Source organism: Streptomyces californicus, from assembly GCF_000717645.1.
GTDB classification, from domain to species: Bacteria; Actinomycetota; Actinomycetes; order Streptomycetales; family Streptomycetaceae; genus Streptomyces; species Streptomyces californicus.
The window spans coordinates 166,266-186,826 of sequence record NZ_JNZZ01000011.1 but is presented as its reverse complement, the minus strand read 5'-3'; the positions used below and the strand labels follow the sequence as shown (position 1 = coordinate 186,826).

At 74.3% G+C, this 20,561-nt stretch carries 20 protein-coding genes; 9 read left to right on the top strand and 11 right to left on the bottom strand.

All coding sequences use genetic code 11. The features are described 5' to 3' along the window. The first annotated feature begins 22 nt into the window (after nt 1–22). Nucleotides 23–1,276, top strand: coding sequence for a GNAT family N-acetyltransferase (locus IF19_RS0116635; protein WP_030119031.1), 1,254 nt, complete (start codon nt 23–25; stop codon nt 1,274–1,276). 163 nt (nt 1,277–1,439) lie between these two features. Here IF19_RS0116635 and IF19_RS0116630 read toward each other — a convergent pair whose 3' ends face one another. Together IF19_RS0116630 and IF19_RS0116625 are read right to left on the bottom strand one after the other, a co-directional pair. After that, nucleotides 1,440–2,279, bottom strand: coding sequence for an ABC transporter permease (locus IF19_RS0116630; protein WP_030119030.1), 840 nt, complete (start codon nt 2,277–2,279; stop codon nt 1,440–1,442). Then, a complete protein-coding gene (locus IF19_RS0116625; protein WP_078580571.1) occupies nt 2,272–3,429 on the bottom strand; it encodes an ATP-binding cassette domain-containing protein in 1,158 nt (385 codons plus the stop codon). Before IF19_RS0116625 ends, IF19_RS0116630 begins: the two co-directional genes overlap by 8 nt. Nucleotides 3,430–3,571: 142 nt before the next feature. On the opposite strand from IF19_RS0116625, the gene IF19_RS0116620 reads away from it, so the two are divergent. Next, nucleotides 3,572–4,384 (top strand): TetR/AcrR family transcriptional regulator C-terminal domain-containing protein, encoded by an 813-nt coding sequence (locus IF19_RS0116620; RefSeq protein ID WP_050493815.1) that lies wholly within the window; start codon nt 3,572–3,574, stop codon nt 4,382–4,384. A 307-nt stretch (nt 4,385–4,691) separates the two neighbouring features. After that, entirely contained in the window at nt 4,692–5,321 is a 630-nt protein-coding gene (locus IF19_RS01000000134795; RefSeq protein ID WP_050491093.1) for a TetR family transcriptional regulator, read from the top strand. A 128-nt stretch (nt 5,322–5,449) separates the two neighbouring features. Here IF19_RS01000000134795 and IF19_RS0116610 read toward each other — a convergent pair whose 3' ends face one another. The 4 genes from IF19_RS0116610 to IF19_RS0116595 form a co-directional block, all read right to left on the bottom strand. After that, nucleotides 5,450–7,318, bottom strand: a complete 1,869-nt coding sequence (locus IF19_RS0116610; RefSeq protein WP_030119024.1) for a leucine-rich repeat domain-containing protein — start codon at nt 7,316–7,318, stop codon at nt 5,450–5,452. A gap of 208 nt (nt 7,319–7,526) precedes the next feature. After that, nucleotides 7,527–8,327, bottom strand: a complete 801-nt coding sequence (locus tag IF19_RS0116605) for a phosphotransferase (RefSeq protein WP_030119023.1) — start codon at nt 8,325–8,327, stop codon at nt 7,527–7,529. Nucleotides 8,328–8,428: 101 nt separating this feature from the next. After that, nucleotides 8,429–9,160, bottom strand: a complete 732-nt coding sequence (locus tag IF19_RS0116600) for an HAD-IA family hydrolase (RefSeq protein WP_373681602.1) — start codon at nt 9,158–9,160, stop codon at nt 8,429–8,431. Between the two features lie 220 nt (nt 9,161–9,380). Then, a complete protein-coding gene (locus IF19_RS0116595) occupies nt 9,381–10,391 on the bottom strand; it encodes a peptidoglycan-binding protein (protein ID WP_030119021.1) in 1,011 nt (336 codons plus the stop codon). Between the two features lie 375 nt (nt 10,392–10,766). Between IF19_RS0116595 and IF19_RS0116590 the strand changes: the two genes are divergently transcribed. After that, nucleotides 10,767–11,123 (top strand): hypothetical protein, encoded by a 357-nt coding sequence (locus IF19_RS0116590; RefSeq protein ID WP_030119020.1) that lies wholly within the window; start codon nt 10,767–10,769, stop codon nt 11,121–11,123. A 111-nt stretch (nt 11,124–11,234) separates the two neighbouring features. On the opposite strand, the gene IF19_RS0116585 is transcribed toward IF19_RS0116590, so the two are convergent. The 3 genes from IF19_RS0116585 to IF19_RS0116575 all read right to left on the bottom strand — a co-directional run bounded on the left by IF19_RS0116585 (nt 11,235) and on the right by IF19_RS0116575 (nt 14,202). Beyond that, on the bottom strand, nt 11,235–12,116 hold the full coding sequence (locus tag IF19_RS0116585; RefSeq protein ID WP_030119019.1) for an alpha/beta fold hydrolase: 882 nt from the start codon (nt 12,114–12,116) through the stop codon (nt 11,235–11,237). A gap of 179 nt (nt 12,117–12,295) precedes the next feature. Continuing rightward, nucleotides 12,296–13,552: an MFS transporter gene (locus tag IF19_RS0116580; RefSeq protein ID WP_030119018.1), complete on the bottom strand. Its 1,257-nt coding sequence runs from the start codon at nt 13,550–13,552 to the stop codon at nt 12,296–12,298. Next, entirely contained in the window at nt 13,549–14,202 is a 654-nt protein-coding gene (locus IF19_RS0116575) for a helix-turn-helix domain-containing protein (protein ID WP_078580575.1), read from the bottom strand. Before IF19_RS0116575 ends, IF19_RS0116580 begins: the two co-directional genes overlap by 4 nt. Before the next feature lie 110 nt (nt 14,203–14,312). On the opposite strand from IF19_RS0116575, the gene IF19_RS0116570 reads away from it, so the two are divergent. Next, nucleotides 14,313–15,038 carry a class I SAM-dependent methyltransferase gene (locus IF19_RS0116570; RefSeq protein WP_030119016.1) on the top strand — a complete coding sequence of 242 codons (726 nt, stop codon included), beginning with the start codon at nt 14,313–14,315 and terminating at the stop codon, nt 15,036–15,038. Between the two features lie 74 nt (nt 15,039–15,112). Here IF19_RS0116570 and IF19_RS0116565 read toward each other — a convergent pair whose 3' ends face one another. After that, nucleotides 15,113–16,033: a GNAT family N-acetyltransferase gene (locus IF19_RS0116565; RefSeq protein WP_030277792.1), complete on the bottom strand. Its 921-nt coding sequence runs from the start codon at nt 16,031–16,033 to the stop codon at nt 15,113–15,115. Nucleotides 16,034–16,368: 335 nt separating this feature from the next. Here IF19_RS0116565 and IF19_RS1000000138680 point away from each other — a divergent pair, with 335 nt between their 5' ends. The 4 genes from IF19_RS1000000138680 to IF19_RS0116540 all read left to right on the top strand — a co-directional run bounded on the left by IF19_RS1000000138680 (nt 16,369) and on the right by IF19_RS0116540 (nt 18,648). Next, nucleotides 16,369–16,491, top strand: a complete 123-nt coding sequence (locus IF19_RS1000000138680) for a hypothetical protein (RefSeq protein WP_257135506.1) — start codon at nt 16,369–16,371, stop codon at nt 16,489–16,491. 347 nt (nt 16,492–16,838) lie between these two features. Further along, nucleotides 16,839–17,408, top strand: coding sequence for a helix-turn-helix domain-containing protein (locus IF19_RS0116550; RefSeq protein WP_030277800.1), 570 nt, complete (start codon nt 16,839–16,841; stop codon nt 17,406–17,408). A 36-nt stretch (nt 17,409–17,444) separates the two neighbouring features. Beyond that, a complete protein-coding gene (locus tag IF19_RS0116545; RefSeq protein ID WP_030119011.1) occupies nt 17,445–18,161 on the top strand; it encodes a hypothetical protein in 717 nt (238 codons plus the stop codon). A gap of 151 nt (nt 18,162–18,312) precedes the next feature. Continuing rightward, nucleotides 18,313–18,648 carry a DUF2516 family protein gene (locus IF19_RS0116540; RefSeq protein WP_030120685.1) on the top strand — a complete coding sequence of 112 codons (336 nt, stop codon included), beginning with the start codon at nt 18,313–18,315 and terminating at the stop codon, nt 18,646–18,648. On the opposite strand, the gene IF19_RS0116535 is transcribed toward IF19_RS0116540, so the two are convergent. Further along, nucleotides 18,630–20,048, bottom strand: a complete 1,419-nt coding sequence (locus tag IF19_RS0116535) for a PP2C family protein-serine/threonine phosphatase (protein ID WP_030119009.1) — start codon at nt 20,046–20,048, stop codon at nt 18,630–18,632. The two genes, IF19_RS0116540 and IF19_RS0116535, sit on opposite strands and share 19 nt — an antisense overlap. Between the last annotated feature and the right edge of the window lie 513 nt (nt 20,049–20,561).

The window sequence follows — 20,561 nt, the reverse complement described above, 5'->3', positions numbered from 1 at the left end:
GGAGCCCGCCTAGCGTGGAGGGATGAGCCTTGAAGTCCGCACCGTCGCCCCGTCCGAGTTCCCCGGCTGGATGAGGGCGGTGCGGGCCGGCTTCCTGACCGCCGGGGGGTTGCCGAGCGACGAGGTGGTCGAGGACCGCCGCGCTGATGTCGACCTCTCCCGCGTGCAGGGCGTGTTCGACGGCGGGCGGTGCGTGGCGACGTTCCGCTCGTTCGAGCAGCGGCTGACCGTGGTCGGCGGGGCCACCGTGGCGTCCGACGCGATCACCGGGGTGACCGTGGCGCCCACGCACCGCCGCCGCGGACTGCTCAGCCGGATGATGGCCGCGGACCTGGCGGAGGCCAAGGAGCGCGGCGAGCCGGTCGCCTCGCTGATCGCCGCCGAGTACCCGATCTACGGGCGGTACGGCTTCGGCCCCGCGGCCTGGACCGCCGAGTGGGAGGTCTCCGTACCCCGGGCCGGGCTCGACCCGCGCCGCTCCGGACAGCCGGCGGACGGCGGCCGGATCGAGATGGTGGACGGCGAGGACGTCCGCAAGGCCGGCCCCGAGGTGCACGCGGCGCTGGCGGCCCGGCGCCCCGGCGTGGTCAGCCGGGGCGAACGCTGGTGGCGGCAGGCCACGGGCGTCGCGCCCCGCACGCCCCAGGAGACCTGGACCGAACCGTTCTACGTGATGCACCGCGCCGCCGACGGCGAGGTCGACGGCCTGATGATCTACGGCACGGACGACAAGTGGGGCGACGGCAACCAGCCGCAGAACACCGCCTCCGTACGGGACATGATCGCGCTGAACCCGGCGGCGGAGCGGGCCCTGTGGCACTACCTCTGCTCGGTCGACTGGGTCACCGCGGTCCGTTCGGGCGACCGCGCCCCCGACGACCTGCTCCCGCTGCTGCTCCCCGACCCCCGTGCGGCCCGCCTGGTCGGCGGTTCGGACTTTCTGTGGCTGCGCCTGCTGGACGTGCCGCGTGCGCTGGAGGCCCGGACGTACGCGGTCGGCGCCTCCCTCGTCCTCGACGTCCGGGACGGGGCGGGGCTGGCCGGGGGCCGGTTCCTGCTGGAGGTGGCGGAGGACGGCGCGCGGTGCGTCCCGACCACGCGGAGCGCCGATCTCGCCCTGGGCGTGGAGGAGCTGGCGACGTTGTACCTGGGCGACGAGTCCGTGCGGCGGCTGGCGGACCTCGGCCGGGCGGAGGAGCTGCGGGCGGGTGCGGTGACGACGGCGGACGCGGTGTTCCGTACGGGCCGGCGACCGTGGTGCCCGGACGTGTTCTGAGCCCGGTCGCCGTGTGCGCCGGGGGCGGCCCGCCGGGCCGGGAGCCGGTTCCGGGGAGCGGTCCGGGCCGGGGGTCGGGAGCCGGTCTCCGTGGAGCGGTCCGGGCCGGGAGCCGTGCGGGCGGTCCCCGGCGGGGTGCGCCCGGCCGTTCCGGCGGTGCGGGTCAGCGCGTCCGGATGCGGAACAGGGTCCCGGACGCCGCGATCGCCACGGTGAGCATGCCCGCGGCCCACGCGAGCGCGATCCAGGGCGTGCCGCCCATCTCCTGGCCGAGCAGCAGTCCGCGCAGGGACTCGATGGCCGGGGTGATCGGCTGGTGGTCGGCGAAGCCGTGCAGCCAGTCCGGCATCGACTCGGTCCGGACGAACGCGCTGCTCGGATAGGGCAGGAACGACATGAAGAAGGTGAAGCCGCTCGCCGCCTCCGGGGTCCGGGCGAGCAGGCCGATCGCCGCCGAGAGCCAGGACAGGGCCACGATGTAGGCGATCAGCACGACGGCCGCCAGGAGCCAGCCGCTCCAGGTGGCGGCGGGGCGGAAGCCGATCAGCAGCGCGACGCCGAAGACCAGGGCGGTGGCGCAGAGGTTGCGGACGGTGCTGGCCGCCACATGCCCGGCGAGCACCGGCGTACCGCCCACGTCCAGGGAGCGGAAGCGGTCGATGATGCCGCCCTTCATGTCCTCGCTGACGGCGGTGGCGGTGGTCGCCGCGCCGAACCCGGCGGAGAGGAGCAGGACGCCCGGGACGACGTACATGACGTACGTGTCGTACTCCGACCCGGTGTCGATCGCGCCGCCGAAGAAGTAGACGAAGATCAGCATCAGCATGATCGGCAGCGCCAGCGACGTGATCAGCGCGTCGATGTTGCGGCTGCTGAGGCGCAGGGCGCGGGCGGTCATGACGGCGGTGTGGGTGAGCGGGCCGGGCGCGCGGCCGGGCGGTCCGGAGACCGTGCCGGTGGGGCGGGCCGGGGCTCTCCGGGGCTGGACGGCGGTGTCAGACATGGGTCGGTGCCTCCGGGTTCGTGGACGCGTCCTCGGTGGCGGGGCGCGGAGCGGTGCCCGTGGCCGGTGCCGGGCGGGCGGCGGGCGCGCGGCCGGCGGCCGGTTCTCCGGCCGTCCCGGCGGGGGCGGGCGAGGTCAGGGTCAGGAAGACGTCGTCGAGGGTCGCGGAGTGCAGGCTGAAGCGTTCGACGTCCCGCCCGTCCGGGTCGAGCCCGTCGAGCAGGGCGCGCACCTGGGCCGCCGAGCCGTCGGTGGGGAGGCCGAGGGTCAGCGTCTCGGGGGAGTGGTGGACGGCCAGCGACGCGAGCCGCAGATAGGCGTCGTGGCTGGTGAGGACCAGGTCGAGACGGTGGCCGCCGACGCGGGACTTGAGTTCGGCGGCGGTGCCCTCGGCGGCGATCCGGCCCTGGTTCAGCAGGGCGATCCGGTCGGCGAGGCGGTCGGCCTCCTCCAGGTACTGGGTGGTGAGGAGCACCGTCGCGCCGCGCGCGGCCAGCTCCCGCACGACCTCCCACAGCTCCTGGCGGCTGCGCGGGTCGAGCCCGGTGGTGGGCTCGTCCAGGAAGAACACCCCGGGCTCCGGTGAACCGACCAGCCCCGCCGCCAGATCGAGACGGCGGCGCATCCCCCCGGAGTACGTCCGGACGGGGCGGCGGGCGGCCGCCGTGAGGTCGAAGCGCTCCAGCAACTGTGCCGCCCGGCTCCTGGCGGCGGAGCGCGACTGCCCGGTGAGCCGGGCCATCATCCGCAGGTTCTCCTCGCCGGTCTGCGTCTCGTCTACGGCGGCGAACTGGCCGGTGAGGCTGATCGACCGGCGTACCGCGCCCCGCTCGGCGACGACGTCGTGGCCGGCCACGCGGGCGGTGCCGGAGTCGGCCTCGGTCAACGTGGCGAGGATGCGCACGGTGGTGGTCTTGCCGGCCCCGTTCGGGCCGAGGAGGGAGAAGACGGCGCCGCGTTCGACCCGGAGGTCGAGGCCGTCGAGCACGCGGACGGCGGGCTTTCCGTAGGACTTGGTCAGGCCGTGCGCCTCGATGGCGGCGGGGCCGGTGGCCGCCGTGGTGGTGCTGGGTGCGGCGGTGGCGGTGCCCGTCGTGGTGGTGCTGGGCGCGGCGGGTGCGTACCCGTTCGGCCGGATCGGCTCGGTCATCTCCGGACCCCCTTCTGCGTATGTCATACGCGTTACTGCGTAAGTGTTACGCATCTCTAGGATGGGGTCAAGGCGCACGGGGGCGCGGGCAGGCGTGGGCATGGGCCGGGGCGCCGGGTGAAGGGGATGCGGTGACGGTGCGGTGACGGACAAGAACGGCGCGGCCGGCGGCGACCTGCCGGCGAGCCTGGAGGCGGCCTGGGGGCTGCGGGACCGCCCGGCGAAGGGCCCGAAGCCCGGTCTGAGCCTGGAGCGGATCGTGGCGGCGGCGGTGGGCATCGCGGCGGCGGACGGCCTCGGGGCGGTGTCCATGGGCAAGGTCGCCCAGGAGCTCGGCGTGTCCACGATGTCGCTGTACCGGTACGTCTCCGCCAAGGACGAGCTGTACGTGCTGATGCAGGAGTCGGCCCTGGGCGCGCCGGGACCGCTGGCCGCCCTGGAGAACGGGGCGGGCTGGCGGGCCGCGCTCACCGAGTGGGCGTCGGCGCAGCGCGAGCGCTACCACGCGCACCTCTGGGCGCTCCGGATCCCCATCGGCGGCCCGCCCGCCACCCCGAACTCGGTCGCGTGGTGGGAGCAGGGGCTCCAGGCGCTGGAGGACAGCGGGCTCGGTGAGGGCGACAAGACCTCGGTGATCCTGCTGGTCTCCAACTTCGTCCGCAGCGAGGCGCTGATGATGAGCGACCTCGCGGCCGCCGTCGTCGCGCGCGGGGTGACGTCCGACGAGCTGATGGCCTCCCACGAGCGCACCCTGAAACGGCTCGTCGACCCCGAGCGGCACCCCGGGATCGCCCGGCAGCTGGAGACCGGGGTGATGAGCGAGCCGGACGATCCGGAGTACGAGTTCACCTTCGGCATGGAGGTGCTGCTGGGCGGGGTGGAGGCGCTGATCCGGAAGGCGGCCGGTGGGGCGGGGGGCCCGGAGGACCGGGGCGACGGGGCCAAGTCCGCTTGAGGCCAAGGGCGTACGCTTCATGGTCATGAACGGAGAGAACGCCGGGAGCGCGGACGGAACCGGAACCGGGGCGGGCTCCGGAGCGGGGGCGGGTCCCGGTGCGGGTTCCGGGAACGGGCTGGGGGACGGCTTCGTGGACGGCGGGGCCCCCGGTCGGCAGACTCCCGGTCCTGCCGCCTCCGGCCGTACGGTCTCCGACCCTGCCGCCCCCGGTCGGCCGGCTTCCGCGCGCACGGTCTCGGCCCGTGCGGTCGCGGCTCGCGCGGTCTCGGCCCGTGCGCGGGAGGGTTCGTCGGCGCCGGTCGGTCTGCGGGAGCGCAAGAAGCAGCTCACGTATCAGGCGGTCTCCGACGCGGCCATCGCGCTGTTCCTGGAGCGCGGCTTCGACAAGGTGTCCGTGGCGGAGGTCGCGGCGGCGGCGGACATCTCCAAGCCGACGCTGTTCCGGTACTTCCCCGCCAAGGAGGACCTGGTCCTGCACCGGTTCGCCGACCACGAGGACGAGTCCGCCCGGGTGGTGGCGGCCCGGCCCGCCGGGGAGAGCCCGCTGGACGCCCTCCACCGCCACTTCCTCGACGGCCTGGACCGCCGCGACCCGGTGACCGGCCTCTGCGACGCCCCCGAAGTGCTGGCGTTCATGCGGCTGTTGTACGGAACGCCCGCCCTGGTCGCCCGGATGTACGCCTACCAGGGGCGCTCCGAGGCCGCCCTGGCCGACGCCCTCGGCGGCGGGCTGCCCGCACGGCTGGCGGCCGGGCAGATCGTCGCGGTCCTGCGCATCCTGGCCCTGGACAACTGGCGGCGGATCGACGCGGGCGAGAGCGCGGACGCGGTCCGCGTCGGCGCGGCACGGGCGGCCGACGCGGCCTTCGCCCAGCTCCGGACGGGCCTGGACGCGGCAGCGCGGACGGACCCGGACGCGGCGACGGACGGCTGAGCGAGGGAGACCGGCGTGCGGCACGGGCGATGTGCCCGATGCATGTCATGCGCCTGATGCGCCTGATGCGCCTGATGCGCGTGTGACGCTCGTAGCGCGTGACGTGTGTGTTCCGCCCGGGTAGCCCCTCAGCGCCGGTCGAAGACGACGTCGCGGTGGGCGAGTTCCACCAGGACGGGATCGCGTCGGCCCTGCAGGATCTCCGCGTTCATCTGCGGCGACTTGGTGAGCTGCCGCAGCGACGGGATGCCCAACAGGGGCCCGAGTTCGGTGAAGGAGTGCAGGCTGCCGAGGAGCAGTTCGGACAGCTCGGGCAGCCCGGTCAGCGCGCTGATGTCCGTCAGGTCGTCGAGGCTCTCCAGCCGGAGGCGCTGGAGCGCCCCGAGGCCGGTGAGGGGCGTGAGGTCCTTCCACGACAGCCGGGACAGGTCGAGTTCGTGCAGGGACGGGAGCGCGGGGAAGGTCAGGAGGCCGGGGAGGCCCCGTACGCTCATGACCCGCAGGTCGCGGCACTCCTCCAGCACCTGGAGCGAGTCCAGTGCCGGCGTCCGGTGGAGCGTGACCTCGGTGACCGGCGTCCGGGCGAGAGCGCTGATGTCGGTGAGCGCGGGGCACTCCTCGACGCGGACCGCGGCGAGCGCGGGCAGGCCGCGCAGGAGCCCGAGGTCGGTGAGCGCCGGCAGGTCGCGGAGCTCCAGTGCGCGCAGGTCGGGTGCGTCGCCCAGGTCACCGGGGCTGCTGAAGCCGCCGGTGCGGCTGACGGACAGCTCCTCCAGGCCGCTGCGCTCGTCGAGCCCGGTGAGCTCCGCAAGGCCCTGGCACCGGTCGAGGGTGAGGCCGCGGAGCCCGGGGAGGGAGGCGAAGGGGGAGAGGTCCCGGATCAGGCCGAGGCCGGCCAGGTGCAGCCGGTACGCCGAGGCGAGGCCGGTCAGGCCGGTGAAGTCGGCCAGCCGGGGGCAGTCCTCGAAGGAGATCTGCGTCAGCGCGGGCAGCGGACCCAGGCCCGTGAGGGAGGACAAACGTTCGCTGCCCGAGACCGACAGCGTCGCCGGGTGCGACAGCGTGGAGAGGCCGCGCAGGTCCGAGAGGTTCTCGCAGCCCGTGAACTCCAGTGCCGTCAGGTGCGGGTGGTGCCCGAAGCCCTGGACGGACAGGAGCCGGGGGCATTCCTCGACGACCAGTTCGGAGAGGTTCGCCGCCGCCGCGATGCCGGTCAGGTCGCGCAGCTGCTTGCAGCTCGCCAGGTGGAGGGAGGTGAGCGCGGGCACGTTCGTCAGGCCGCTCAGGTCGCGCAGGGCCGTCCATCCCAGATCGAGGTGGGTCAGCCGGGTCAGCCCGGAGAGCTGGGACGGGGACCGGAACGACCGGCAGCCGCGCAGGTCGAGTTTTTCGAGCAGGGGGAACGACTCCGCGAACCCGTCCACCGACGTGACCCGCGTGATGCTCAGATCGAGGTGGCGCAGCCCGCTGAGGGTGAGCAGCGGCTTGACGTCGGAGACCGGACGGCACCGGTGCAGGCTCAGCCAGGTGAGCCGGGTCAGTCCGCTGAGCGGTGTCAGGTCCTCGATCCCCGCGCAGCCGTTCAGGTCGAGGGAGCGCAGCTCGGTGAGGGGTGCGAGCTCCGAGAGGTCGGATATCTCCTTGCAGCGTTCCACCGTCAGCGCCCGCAGCATGACGAGGTGCCGCAGACCCGTCAGCGAGGCCACCCGCTTCAGCTTCAACTCCGTGCGGCCCTCCTCGCGGAAGGCCGGTGCCAGGAGGGAGGCGGCGAAGCCGTCCGGGTCATGGGCCTCCGGCCACAGCCGCACGAGCGTGTCCGAGGTGAGCGCCGCGACCGGCGCGAACGCGGCGGCCAGTTCGAGCGCGGCCCCGTCGTCGGCGATCACCGCCAACTCCCGTACTGCCTTGCGTGCTTGCGGGCGCTTCGCCGATCCGAGGAGCTCGGAGTAGGCGGCCACGAGGTCGTGCGGGTGCTCGGCACCGGTGGGGGAGGTCATGCGCGGGGACCTTACCGGCCCGCACTGACAACAGCCCGAACAGGCGGGGCGGCGAGCGGAGTTCAGGCCGCCACCCAGCCGCCCAGCCGCCCAGCCGTCCCGCTGGTTCCGGTCCCGGGAGGGCGTCGGCGGACTTCTCCGATCGGGCGCCGGTGGCCTCCCTCGTTCCCGCGCGGGGTGCGTCCGCCGGGCGCGGGAGGGAGGCCGGTCAGTCGGCGAGCAGGGCGGTGGTCAGAGTACGGCGGTGGGCCGTCAGCCAGGACTGGTGCCGGTCCCACACCGCCCGCCCGCTCTCCTCGTACGCCGCCGTGTACGCCGCGTCCCCCTGCGCCACCCGCCGCTCGACGAACGCCCGGCACACAGCGGTGGCCTGCTCGATCACTCCAGGCAGCGCGGCCCGGCCGGTCCGTCCGAGCCCGTAGCCGTCGGCCAGCACGCGCAGGCGGTGCGCGGGGTCGAGGCCGCCGCGCCCGCGCATCGGGACCCAGTAGCGGGCGGTCATGGCCACGTCCCACACCGGCCGGCCCGGCGCGGCCAGGTCGAAGTCGATGAGGGCGGCGGCGCGGCCGTCCCGGAACACCACGTTCTCCAGGCACACGTCGTTGTGGCAGACCACCGGCCCGGGGCCCGCCTCCCCGCCCGGGCCCGATACCGGCTCGGGGTCCGATTCCGGCTCGGGGTCCGCCAGTTCGGTGGGCCAGCCCGCCGACCGGTCCGCCGGAAGGGCCGCCGCCGTGTCGTGCATCCGCCGCAGCAACGCCCCGACGGAGTGCAGGGCGGCGTCACTCCAGGCCCAGGCCGGGTACGGGGCGACGGCGACCTCGCCGGGGACGTACGAGAGGCGCTCGTGCCGCCCGGAGACCTCCAGCGGTACGGGAACGTCCGCGAACCCCCGGTCGCGCAGGGCCCGGAGGTGGGCGTGGAGGAGGTGGGCGTGCGGCGGGGCGGGGCGCTCGACGGCGTCACCGCGCCGGAGGACGGCACCGGCGTTGGCCGTCCCGCCCGCCAGGACCTCGGCCTCGCCTGCTGCCGGGTCCGGTGTCCCGGGGTTCCGTGTCCCCGGCCTTCGTTTCCCGGGCTCGCCCGCCGCCGCGTTCGGTCCGGCCACGGTCAGCGCGCTCCTTCCGGGCGCGGGGCCGCCGTCCCCGTGGCCTCCGCCGCTTCCGCGCACGGGCCCAACGCCCGTCGCAGGTCGCCCGGTTCGCGGTAGAGGACGCCGGTCATGCCGAGGGCGGCCGCCGCGTCGACGTTCTCCTGCCGGTCGTCCACGAACAGGCACCGGTCCAGCGGTACGCCCGCCCGCTCGGCCGCGATGCGGTAGATGGCCGGATCGGGCTTGGCCACCCGCTCCACCGCGCTGCTCACCACCGCGTCGGCGAGATCGGCCAGCCCCAACAGGGCGAGATCGTGCTCCAGTTGGAGGGTCGCGTTGGTGACGAGCACCAACGGCACATGGGTCCTGGCCCGGCGCAGCAGCGACACGGCTTCCTCGTCGGCCCGGAACGGCGCGTCGGCGAGGGCCCGGCCCAGTGCGCGGGCACGCTCCTCGCCCACGCGGCCTGTGAGCCCGGCGGTGATGGACTCGACCCAGGCGTCCGTGGTGATCCGGCCCAGGAGCAGGGGGAGATCGACCTCGGGCGCGTAGGCGACGCTCTCGGTGGTGCCCTCCGGCAGACCGGCGGCCCGCTCCAGGGCGGCCAGCGGGGCGGTGTCGTAGAAGCGGACGACGTTGTCGAGATCGCAGAGCACGGCGTCGAAGGCGCGAGGGGCGGGGGCGCGTTCGGCGGCCCGGGTGCCGGCCGAACGGGCGGGGTCGGGGGCGTCGATCATGGGTGTCATCATGCCGGGGCTCCTGCGGTGGCCGTCGCCGTGGTGCGACGGTGGTGCGGGGGACACGGTCGGCCCTGAACGGCCGCCGGACCGTTCAGGGCCGACCACTGCCGCCCTCCCGGGCGGCCCCGCGAGGCACCACGCGTCACCATGGGCCCCACGTCGGTCGGGCGGCCCGCCGCCCGTCCCATGTCTGCTGGGCGGGGCGGCGGGCCCCGCGTCGTCGAACGGATCAGCCGGTGAGCGCCCGCCAGGTCACCGGGCCCGCCTCGCCGTCGACCACCAGGCGGTTGACGCTCTGGTAGGCGCGTACGGCGCTCCTGGTGACGGACCCGAACCCGCCGTCGACCGCCAGCCCGGCGCCGCGCTTGTTCAGCGCGGTCTGGAGCGCCCGGACGTGGGAGCCGTCGGCGCCCTGCCGCAGCGTGTACACGAGCTCGGGCCAGGTGGCCGGGCCGACCTGCCCGTCGGCGGTCAGCCCCTGGGAGCGCTGGAACCGCTTGACGGCGTCGGCGGAGACGGAACCGTACGCCCCGTCGACGACCAGGCCGTAGCCGCGTCGGTTCATCAGGTGCTGGATCACGACGACCGTCGCGCCGCTCGCCCCCGGGTCGATCCGCGACCAGCCGCCGGACAGGTCCACGCCCCGGGCGGCCAGGAAGGAGACCGGGTTCACCGTCGTGCCGAGGCGGCCGGTGTGCGTCTCGAAATGGAGGTGGGGGCCGGTGACGTTGCCGGTGGCGCCCATGTCGGCGATGCGCTGACCGGCTCCGACCTCGGCGTTCAGCCCGACGCGGTAGGCGCTGAGGTGCCCGTAGTAGGTGTACTGGCCGCCGCCGTGCGCGATCACCAGGGCGTTGCCCGTCCGGCCCGGCAGCCCGCCACCCCACGAGCGGCGGACGACCGTGCCGGCGGCGGCCGCGTGGACGGCGGTGCCGGTGGAGTTGCTGACGTCCTGCCCGGCGTGGGAAGCGCCGCCCCGGGGTGCGCCGTAGTGTCCCCCGGCCGGGAACCGCCCGAGGGCCGGGCAGGCCCAGGCCCCGTTTCTGGCCGACGCCGCTGCCTCGGCTTCCGCCGCCGCCTCGGGTTCCGTGGCTGCCGCGCTACCGGTCGGCAGGTGTACGGCGAGGGCGCCGAGGCCCGCACCGGCCAGCAGCCCGCGCCGGGACAGCCCTCGGAACGGGCCGGACGCGTCAGCGTGCAGAGGGGCGGGAGCGGCGGAGGCCGCACAGGACTGGCACATCGGATCTCCCTCGAAGCGGTCGGGGCGTGGGGGTGAGCCACGTACGGGCACGGGGGTGCGGGGCGACGGGTGCGGGGGTCTACCCGCATAGACGCTAGGTGGAGGCGGCGGGTCTGTCAGGGGCCCACAGACCCAGGGCGGGGCCCAGAGAGGGCCCAGCGCAGGGCCCAGAGAGGGCCCGGGGGGGCGGGTCCCACCGGGGCAGGGCCAGCGGGCGAGAGGGGCGGGCTCCGGGGCCGAAGCCGAAAACCGGTGGGTCGAAGCCGATGGGGCGAACCTGGTGAGGCGAAGGCCGGTGGGGCAAAAGCCGATGAGGTGAACCGATGAGGCGAAAACCGCTGGGGCCGTCCGTGGAACGCCGCCTACGATCGCGGCATGCCGCCGTCGAAAACTTCGTACGTCTGCCTGCCGTGCCGGGCCTCGTACAAGCAGCCCTACGAGCCCGCCGTGCGGCACGAGCCGCACGCTCCGCGCCGGGCGCGGGTGTGCCCGCGCTGCGCCGGGGCGCTCATCCACGTGGGATCGGCGTTCGCCGCGCCTCCGCGCCGCGACCGGGCGGCCTGGCGGACGCTCTCGGTGCTGTTGAACGCGGGTGTCCGGTTCCACAAGAGCTGCTGCGGCGGCCCGGGATACCGCCCGCGCACGCTGTTCGAGGTCCGCGAGCGCATGACGTACGCGGAACGCGCGGGGATGCCGTACGCCAAGGCGCTGACCCTCCCCGAAGTTCCGTGACTCACCGGGAGAGTTGAGCGTCTGCCTGACGCGGCCGGTCCCGGCCCGCCGCCCACGTGAGCGGCGGGCCGGTGACGGCTCGGAGGGCGGGACCGGCGTCAGGACCCGGCGTCAGGACCCGGCCGGGTCCGTGGGACCGGTGAGATCCGCGAGACCGGCGAGCAGTTCGGCGGCGGGCTTCGGGTGGACCAGCCAGCGCAGGTGGCCGCCTTCGAGGGTGTGCACGTCGAAGGGGTTGTCGGGCGTGAGCGCGTCGGCCTCCCGGATCATGCGGTCCTGCACGGCGGGCGGCAGGCTGGCGTCGGCGGCCAGGCGTACGTAGGTCCGGGGCACCGTGCCCCAGGTCGCGGCCTGCGCCCGGTCGGCGGACGTCCCGGCGTCGAGGTTCTCGTCGGGCTGGAAGGTGTTGAGGAAGGTGCGGAACTCGTCGTCGGTGAGGTCGGCGGCGAACGCCTGCCGGAACGCGGTGAGCGCCGTGGGGTCGGCTGTGCGGAAGTTGACCCGCAGCAGGCCGAGTTCGCCCGGGTCGCCGAGAAGAGCGGAGGCGAAGGCGCCCGCGTCGACGTCGGCCATCTCCGGTTCGGCGTAGTAGCCCGCCACGTCCAGCTCCACGGGGCACCACGCGGAGACGTACACGATGCGGTCGATGAGGTCGGGCCGGGCGTTGGCGACGGCGGTGACGGTCGCACCGCCCCTGCTGTGGCCGACCAGGACGGTGGGTCCGTTCCGCCTGGCCCGCTCCAGGGCCTCGATCACCCGGGCGACGTTGTCGGCGAGCGTGACCCCCTTGATGCTCCCGGGCTCCGAGGCGAGGCCCACGAGGTCCTGCGGAGTCTGGTACGCGGCGGGGAAGGTGGCCCCGAAACCGTGGCCGGGCAGGTCGACCGCGGCCGACCGGTGCCCGAGCAGGGCGAGTTCGGCTTGAAGCGGCGCGAAGGAGAAGGAGTTCGCGAAGGCTCCGTGGACGAGGACGAAGGTCGGCGATGTCTGCATGCCTCACCCTCCCAACAGAACGATCACCCGGACAAGGTCCGGGGCGCGAGGGGGTGCGGCCGGTCGGCCGGCTGACCCACCGGGCGACCGAGCTGCCGACCGACCTGCCGACCTGCCGATGTGCCGAGCTGCTGACGTGCCGATCGGCCGGTGGTCCGGGCAGGCCGACAGGGGAACGGTCACCGCTCCGGCGGCCGTTCGGTCCCGGGGCCGTGGAGTTCCGCCCGGCGCAGCGCGGGCGCGGAGACGCTGAACAGGGCCGCGACCAGACAGATGCCCCCGCACACGGTGAAGAACATCGCCGCGCCCCACACGGCCACCGTGACACCGACGAGCGGGAAGAGCGCCGGGGCGAGGCCCAGGGAGCACAGGGTCGTGACCGAGGTGACCCGGCCCAGGTACCGGGGGTCGGTCTCCGTCTGGACCAGGGCGCCCGTCACCGTCGCGGTGATCCCGTTGGCCAGCCCGATGAGCCCGCCGAACGCCACAGCGGAAGGGAGAGCCGGTGCGTGTCCCAGGGCGACCGCCCCCGCGGCCGTGACGCACAACGCGCCGGACAACACGGGCCCGGCGCGCGGGACGCGTGCGCGCACGGTGAGGAGGAGCGCGGCGGCCGCGGCTCCGACGCTGAACGCACTCGCGATCCACCCCATGCCCGCGGCGCCCCAGCCGCGTTCGTCCGCCAGGAGCACCAGGCCGGCGGCGACCGGGCCGCTGAAGCACATCTCGCTCAGACCGATCACCGCGATCAGCGGCGCGAGCACGCGGTGACGGCGGACGTAGCGCAGCCCGTCGCGTAACTCGGCCCGCCCGGCGGCTCGTCGGTCCGTCGGCGGCAGAGCGGACACCCGTACGGTGAGCAGGACGGCCAGCGAGAGGGCGAACAGCGTGCCGGCGGTCGCGAACGCGCCCGCGGCCCCTCCGGCCGCGAGCGCGACGCCCGCCAGGAGTGGGCCCACGGCATTGCTCAGCCGGATGGACAGTCCGCGCATCCCCTGGACCCGGGCGAGTTGCTCCGGGGCGGTGATACGCGGGGGGAGCGCGCCCACCGCCGGCATGAACACCGCGTCGACCACGCCGAACACCAGGGCCACCGGAACGAGCAGCCAGAGGCTCGGCGGCATCAGCACCACGGACAACGCGGCGGCGAGGATGACGACGCAGCGGGTCGCGTCGGAGGCGACGGCCACCCGGCGCGGCCCGAACCGGTCGGCCAGTACTCCGCCGCCGAGCATGAGCACCGCCCGGGGCAACGCCCCGGTGGCGATGACGAGTCCGGCCTGCGACGGTCCGGTCGCCCGCGTGGCCGACCACGAAAGGACGAGGAAGTACACCACGTCGCCCATGACGGAGGCGGTGTAGGCGGCGAGCCAGCGCAGGACGTTGAGGTCCCGGTACGCGGGTATTCCGGGCGCCGCCATGTCGTAGGAGGTCATCGGCCGCCCGTGTCCAGGTCCACGGTGCCGGGTACGGGGAACGCCTGCACCTGCAGGGACACCGGGGAGGCCCCGGGCGGCGCTTCGGCCTCGCTGTGCCGGTAGCGGGCGACCACGTCGAAGATCTCTGCGCGCATCCGGTCGACGGCTTCCGGGGTCAGCCACAGGGCGAAGTCGGCGTACACGGCGGCCTCGTACCACTGCGCCGGCAGCGACGGCACCTCCTGGGCGGCCTGGTGCAGGCGGTCCACGGACGCGAGGGCGACGGCCTGCGCGTAGGCGCGTCCGGCCTCGCGCTGCTCCGGGGGCTCGGTGGCCGGATCGTGGATCGACTGGTGGTGCGCGGACTTCCACCACCGTTCGCGTCCCGTGCCGCGGTCCGGCGCTTCCACGATGAGCCCGCCCGCGGCGAGGCGTCGCAGGTGGTAGCTGGCTGCGGCGGGTTTGATGCCGAGCTGTTCGGCGATCCGGGTCGCTGTCGACGGGCCGCGCTGGCGGAGCAGGGTCAGCACGTTCACGCGCAACGGGTGGGCGAGCACGCGCAACCTGGCGGTGTCGAGCCGGGCGCTGTGCCCGGTGCTCTCGGTGCTCTCAGCGTTCTCGGTGCTTTCCGGGGCGGAGTCGTCGGGGGGCGCGGGCGAGGAGGTCATGGGGGCAGACTAAACCTGCAACAGTTGTTTCGAAAGAGATGTTGTGAACCATGGCGACCGGCGAGGAAAACGAGTGGGCCTTCCGGCTCGGCGGCCCTACGTTCGGACCCATGGCTGACGCATGCTTCGGGCATCCACGGCTCGCCGCGATCTACGACCACCTCTACCCGGACCGCGGCGACCTCGACGCGTACGACGCGATGGCGGAGGAGTTCGGGGCGCGCCGCGTGCTCGACATCGGTTGCGGGACAGGGGAGTTCGCCCTGCTGCTGGCCCGCCGCGGGCTCGACGTCGTGGGCGTCGATCCCGCCCTGGCGTCGATCGACGTGGCGCGGTCCAAACCGGGGAGCGAGCGCGTGCGCTGGATCTGCGGCGATGCCACGGACGTTGCGCCGATGCGGGCGGACCTGGCGACCATGACGGCGAACGTCGCCCAGGAGATCGCGGATCCGCAGGCGTGGCGCGCGACCCTGCGCGGCGCGTACGGAGTGCTGCGGCCCGGCGGCCGCCTGGTCTTCGAGACCCGGAACCCGGCCGTGCGCGCCTGGGAGGGCTGGAACCGCGACGCGTCCCGCCGCGTGACGCAGATCCCGGGCGTCGGCGCGGTCGAGAGCTGGGTGGAGGTGACGGAGGTGAACGAGCCGCTGGTGTCGTTCCGCTGGACGTACGTGTTCGCCGCCGACGGGGAGACGCTGATCTCGGACTCCACGCTGCGCTTCCGCGAACGGGAGGAGAGCGAGGCGGAGTTGACCGCGCAGGGGTTCACGGTGGAGGACGTACGCGACGCACCCGACCGGCCGGGCAAGGAGTTCGTCTTCGTCGCGCGCCGCCCGTGAGCCGGTGCCGGCGGGGGTGCCGCTCCCGTTACGCGTTCGGCGCGCTCACCGCTGCCGGATCCACCGCGCCACGGCTACTGTCCCCGGGCCGGCTGGTCGGCGATGAGCAGGGTGGTGCCCGCCGGCCGGAAGCCGAGGCGGGCGTAGATGCGGGCGACGGCGGCCTCCGCGTAGGCGAGGAAGACGGTGTGCACGCCGTGCTCGCGGGCATGGGTGGCCAGGGCCGCCATGACCGCGGCGCCGAGGCCCTGGCGGCGGGCGGTGGGAAGCGTGCCGATCCCGCCGATCTCGGTGATGCCCCGCGCCGGGTGGTAGTGGCCCGCAGCGAGAGGCGTGCCGTCCGGGGCGAAGGCGGCGGCGAGGACCTTGTGGCCGGTGAGGAGCGTGGGGCGGATCGTCTCCACCGTGCCGTCCGCCACGAGCTTCTCGGCCACAGCCGCCAATTCGGCCCGGCCTGCCGGACCGACCGCCGTACCCACGTCCGCGAAGGCCAGCCGGGGGAGCGCGAGCACGGCGGGCAGGCCCAGGTCGTCCGCGTCCAGGACCCGGATGGTGACGCCCTCGGGCAGGGGCTGCGGGGGGAGCGGGTGGTGCGGGTCGAGAACCATCAGCGGACGTTCCGCCACCGGGAGCCCGGCCGCCTCGACGAGAGCGCGCAGGGACGGTGTCACCTCGGCGAGCCACTCGAACGACTCCGCCACACCGAGCTCGCGCTGCCGGGCGCGCACGCGGGCGATATCGGCGGCGGTGATGCCCGTGCCCACAGGACCGGAAGAAGCGGAACAGGTGGCGGGACCACCGGAAGCGGAACCGGCGGAGACGGGGGCCGGACCGGCGGGGACGGGGTACGCGTGGTTCGGGCCGCCGTAGTACGGGGCGCCCTCCCCCTTCCGTACGAAGAGCCGCAGGGGCCCGAACTCCTCCGCATCCGCGAACCCCAACGGCACGGTGGCGTAGTACAGCTCGATGCGGTCACGCAGAGTCGGTTCGCCCATGCGGCTCATCCCATCACGAGGGACCCGTGGCACCGGACGCGGCTCCGGGGCACGGCGGCCCGTCGATGTCGACGGGGACGCCACGCGCCCGCAGTCGGACCATCAGGAACTCCATCTCCGGCAACGTCCCCACCAGGCCATCGCGGCTCAGTTCCCCGACCAGGTCACGGGCCCGCGACAACGAGGCCGCAGTGACCTCCCGTAAGACCTTCAGAGCGGGGACGGGGCTGGGAACCGCACCGGCCAACCGCAGCCTGGCAGGCCCGTGCGCCGCGAGGAGAGCCTCGCGCACGTGATCAGGTGCCGGTCCCGGGCCGGCGTGTTCGCACAGGTGGGTGTCACAGGACCCGCAGGAGAACTCCGAGTCCCACCACAACTCGTCCTGGAGGACGAACTGGTTCACCCGCCGCACGGCCATGCCGCCGCACGCGCAGAGCGATGCGGTCCTCGCGGTCTGACCAGTCACCCGTGCTCCCCCATGTTCCACTCCCTCGGCAGGTCCTCGCCGCAGAAGACGCAGACGAGGTCCTCCTCCCGCACGATGTCGAGCTTCCGGCAGGAGCGGCACCGGCGAAAGACCACCTCGTGCGTGAATCCGGGCGGTCGATCGATCCCGATCCGATCCAGCGCCTCGGCCACGGCGGACCACGAGCCGACAGCGGGGCAGTGGCCGGTCGACCGCTGACGGAAATCCCCTGCGAAGCGCCGACCGCCGCTGCGCGTCGCCGCCGCCTCACACCGTGGCGTGGGACACTTTTGCAAGCGGCTGCTTGCAATAGTTAGCAGGGGTGTGCAGTATCGAGTCATGGCATCACTCAACGTCGGCAATCTCGGGGAGTACCTGCGGGAGCAGCGTCGTGCGGCGCAGCTCTCGTTGCGGCAGCTCGCCGATGCGACCGGGGTGTCGAACCCGTATCTCAGCCAGATCGAGCGCGGTCTGCGCAAGCCCAGTGCGGACGTGCTCCAGCAGGTCGCCAAGGCGCTGCGGATCTCGGCCGAGACCCTGTACGTGCGTGCGGGGATTCTGGACGAGCGGGAGCGGGAGGAGCTGGAGACGCGGGCGGTCATCCTGGCCGATCCGTCGATCAACGAGCGGCAGAAGAGCGTTCTGCTCCAGATCTACGACTCCTTCCGCCGCGAGAACGGGTACGCCCCCGCGCCCGACACGGAAGCCGACACGAAGGCCGGCTCCGACACGAAGGCCGGCTCCGACACGAAGGCCGGCTCCGACACGAAGGCCGGCTCCGACACGAAGGCCGGCGCTGACGCGGAAGCCGGCTCCGGCGCGGAAGCCGCGCCCGGGACGCACGCCGGGCCCCACGTACAGGCCGGGCCCGACGCGGACGCCGGCAAAGACCACGACCCTCACAGCTGACAGCGGCTGGTTCGATGATCCGGGAGGACCACAGTCATGGCCATCACCGATGACCTGCGCAAGACCCTCACCGACCCCACCCCCCTCTACTTCGCCGCCGGCACCGCCGACCTGGCCGTGCAGCAGGCGCTCAAGATCCCGGCGCTGATCGAGCAGCTGCGGGCCGAGGCGCCCGAGCGGATCGACGCCGTGCGCAACACCGACCCCAAGGCCGTGCAGGAGAAGGTGACCACGCAGGCCAAGGAGGCCCAGGCCACTGTGCAGGCGAAGGTCACCGAGGTGTTCGGCTCCTTCGACTCCGCCGACCTGAAGAAGCTGGGCGAGACCGCCCAGGACCTGGCGCTCCGCAGCGTGGGCGTGGCCGCCGAGTACGCGATCAAGGCCCGCGAGACGTACGAGAAGGTCGCCGAGCACGGCGAGCAGACCGTGCGCACCTGGCGCGGCGAGACGGCCGACGAGATCGTCGAGATCGCCGCCGTCATCGAGGCCGACCCGAAGAGCGAGCCGAAGGCGTCCCCGAAGGCGGCCTCCACCGGTGTCACCGGGACCGCTCCGGCGGCCGGCGGCACCGTGAAGCCCGCCGCCGCCAAGCCGTCCACCCCGGCGAAGCCCGCCACCGCCAAGCCCGCCGCGACCAAGGCCGCGCCCGGTGCTCCGGCCAAGGCCGCCGAGGCCAAGGCCGCGCCCGCGAAGAAGGCGCCCGCGCCGCGCAAGCCGGCGGCCAAGAAGACCACGCCGCCCGCCGGCGCGTGACCCCTACGGGGTCCATAAGGGTTCTGCCCGGGGCGCGGCACGCGTGACCGGGACGCGGGACGGGCACCATTTCGGGTGGCCGACTCGTTGTCCCGGTACCTTGGCCCTCTCGGCCGCAGGGCGCTCATCCACTCACTAGGCGGTACACACCATGTTGCTCTCAGCGTTCGGCTCGCTCCTCCAGCTGCTCTATCTGGGGATGCTGGTGCTGGCCGTGGTCGCGTTCGTCTTCGCGGCGACCGCGCGTGAGGACGCCTACCGCGCCGCCGACAAGAAGCAGAAGTCCTTCTGGCTGGTGATCCTGGGCGTCGCCGTCGCGGTGAACCTGCTCATCCCGATCCTCTTCCTCCAGCTCGCGGGCGTCGTCGCGTCGATCGTGTTCATGGTCGACGTGCGTCCCGCGCTCAAGGCGGTCTCGGGTGGCGGCGGCCGCCGGGGCGGTTCCAGCAGCGACGGCCCGTACGGGCCCTACAACGGCGGGCGATGAGCCCCCGCCGCCCGCACGGGCGGCGTTGACGACGGCGGCCGGTCGACGGACGCGGGGTGGGAGCGCGGTGCGCTGCCGCCCCATCGTCGTATGCGCTCCGGATCGCGCCCCAGCAGGAGGACCGCCACGTCGTCGGTCAGCTCGCCGCCGTTCAGCTCCCGGACCTCGGAGACCGCCGCCTCCAGCAGTTCGTCTCCCGTCAGCCCCTGTTCCAGCCGGCTGTTGACCATCGCCGCCATGCCGTCCTGGCCCAGCCGCTCACTGCCGCCGGTGCCCACGCGTCCCTCGATGAGCCCGTCCGTGTACAGCATCAGGCTCCAGGCGCCGCCCAGCTCCACCTGCCGGCGCGGCCACCGGGCCCGGGGGAGCAGCCCCAGCGCCGGGCCGCCGTCCTCGTACGGGAGGAGTCGGGCGGGCCGGCCGTGGCGGGCCAGCAGCGGTGCCGGGTGCCCGGCCAGGCAGAGTCCCGCCTGACGTCCGTCGGGAGCGATGTCGACCGTGCAGAGCGTCGCGAAGATCTCCTCGCTCTGCCGCTCGTGCTCCAGCACCTGCTGGAGGGTGGCGAGCAGATCGTCCCCGCACAGCCCGGCCAGGGTCAGCGCCCGCCAGGCGATCCGCAGCTCGACGCCGAGCGCGGCCTCGTCCGGGCCGTGGCCGCAGACGTCGCCGATCATCGCGTGCACCGTGCCGTCCGGGGTGCGGACGACGTCGTAGAAGTCGCCGCCGAGCAGGGCGCGGCTGCGGCCGGGGCGGTAGCGGGCGGCGAAGCTCAGCCCGGAGCCGTCCAGCAGCGGGGTGGGGAGCAGCCCGCGTTCCAGCCGGGCGTTCTCCTGGGCGCGCAGCCGGGATTCGGTGAGCTGGTGCTGGGCGATGTCGGCGCGTTTGCGCTCCACCGCGTACCGGATGGCGCGGCTCAGGACCCGCGCGTCCAGCTCGCCCCGGAAGAGGTAGTCCTGCGCCCCGACGCGTACGGCCTCGGCGGCCAGCTCCGTGTCGTCCTGCGCGGTCAGCGCGAGAACCGCGTGGTGCGGGGCGAGACGGAGTACGTGGGTGAGGGCGGCCAGCTCGTCGGCCCGCGCGGAGAGCTGCTCCTCCTCGGGGCCGGTCGCCGCCTCGGCCCCCGCGCCGGTCCCGGGGTCTGCCACCGGACCGTTGCCCGCGCCGGTGGCCGGCAGGGCGAGGTCCAGGAGGATGCAGTCGACGTCGTCGGTGAGCAGCCGCGCGGCCTCGGTGAGGTTGCGGGCGGTACGGACACGGACCCGGGTCCCGGCCGCTGCCGAGAGCTCGGGGACGGTGATGGTGGTGCCCGCCGGGTCGTCCTCGATCACCAGCAGGGTGAGATCGCCGTGCGAGGTCTCCGCAGCGGAAGCGGAACGCTGCTGCGGTACGGGTACGGGCATCGGTTCGGGTTTCCTTCCCTCCCCCCGAGGGCGCGGCGGGTCGCCGATCGACGATCCGCCAGTCGGGGACGATAGCGGCCCGTGGCGGGGGAACGGAATGGCGCGGGTGAACCGGCCCCTGTCATATGCGCCGCCATAAGCCGCGTCCCGGCACGGATCCGGCGCGATGGGCCGCCGCCAGGGCGGGGAAGCGCGCATGACAAACATCACGCGTGCGCGAGCGGCCGAGTGTCCCCGCTCACGCGCCCGCGAGCGGCCGGGCGTCCACGCCGCTCACGCGGCCTCGGGATCAGCCGCGAGCGGCCGGAAGCGGCAGCCCTGGGTTCGGTTCGGCTCCGAGCGGCCGGGGCGGCGGCCCTGGGTTCGGCTCCGAGCGGGCGGCCTTGGGTTCAGGCCCGAGCGGCCGGGCGGCGTGTTCCACCCCGGGCGCCCATGAGCGCCCGCCGGACCTTCGCGGGGCGCCCGCGAGCGCCCGCCGGGCCGTCGCGGGCCGTCCGAGAGCACCCGCCGGAC

What these genes read in the sequence shown, in the direction of transcription:
- IF19_RS0116590 (WP_030119020.1), top strand. Translation starts at nt 10,767, where the DNA reads ATGCCGCCGTCGAAAACTTCGTACGTCTGCCTGCCGTGCCGGGCCTCG.
- IF19_RS0116565 (WP_030277792.1), bottom strand. Translation starts at nt 16,033, where the DNA reads ATGGGCGAACCGACTCTGCGTGACCGCATCGAGCTGTACTACGCCACC.
- IF19_RS0116635 (WP_030119031.1), top strand. Translation starts at nt 23, where the DNA reads ATGAGCCTTGAAGTCCGCACCGTCGCCCCGTCCGAGTTCCCCGGCTGG.
- IF19_RS0116610 (WP_030119024.1), bottom strand. Translation starts at nt 7,318, where the DNA reads ATGACCTCCCCCACCGGTGCCGAGCACCCGCACGACCTCGTGGCCGCC.
- IF19_RS0116625 (WP_078580571.1), bottom strand. Translation starts at nt 3,429, where the DNA reads ATGACCGAGCCGATCCGGCCGAACGGGTACGCACCCGCCGCGCCCAGC.
- IF19_RS0116600 (WP_373681602.1), bottom strand. Translation starts at nt 9,160, where the DNA reads ATGATGACACCCATGATCGACGCCCCCGACCCCGCCCGTTCGGCCGGC.
- IF19_RS0116545 (WP_030119011.1), top strand. Translation starts at nt 17,445, where the DNA reads ATGGCCATCACCGATGACCTGCGCAAGACCCTCACCGACCCCACCCCC.
- IF19_RS0116540 (WP_030120685.1), top strand. Translation starts at nt 18,313, where the DNA reads ATGTTGCTCTCAGCGTTCGGCTCGCTCCTCCAGCTGCTCTATCTGGGG.
- IF19_RS0116535 (WP_030119009.1), bottom strand. Translation starts at nt 20,048, where the DNA reads ATGCCCGTACCCGTACCGCAGCAGCGTTCCGCTTCCGCTGCGGAGACC.
- IF19_RS0116575 (WP_078580575.1), bottom strand. Translation starts at nt 14,202, where the DNA reads ATGACCTCCTCGCCCGCGCCCCCCGACGACTCCGCCCCGGAAAGCACC.
- IF19_RS0116550 (WP_030277800.1), top strand. Translation starts at nt 16,839, where the DNA reads ATGGCATCACTCAACGTCGGCAATCTCGGGGAGTACCTGCGGGAGCAG.
- IF19_RS0116585 (WP_030119019.1), bottom strand. Translation starts at nt 12,116, where the DNA reads ATGCAGACATCGCCGACCTTCGTCCTCGTCCACGGAGCCTTCGCGAAC.
- IF19_RS0116595 (WP_030119021.1), bottom strand. Translation starts at nt 10,391, where the DNA reads ATGTGCCAGTCCTGTGCGGCCTCCGCCGCTCCCGCCCCTCTGCACGCT.
- IF19_RS0116570 (WP_030119016.1), top strand. Translation starts at nt 14,313, where the DNA reads ATGGCTGACGCATGCTTCGGGCATCCACGGCTCGCCGCGATCTACGAC.
- IF19_RS0116580 (WP_030119018.1), bottom strand. Translation starts at nt 13,552, where the DNA reads ATGACCTCCTACGACATGGCGGCGCCCGGAATACCCGCGTACCGGGAC.
- IF19_RS0116630 (WP_030119030.1), bottom strand. Translation starts at nt 2,279, where the DNA reads ATGTCTGACACCGCCGTCCAGCCCCGGAGAGCCCCGGCCCGCCCCACC.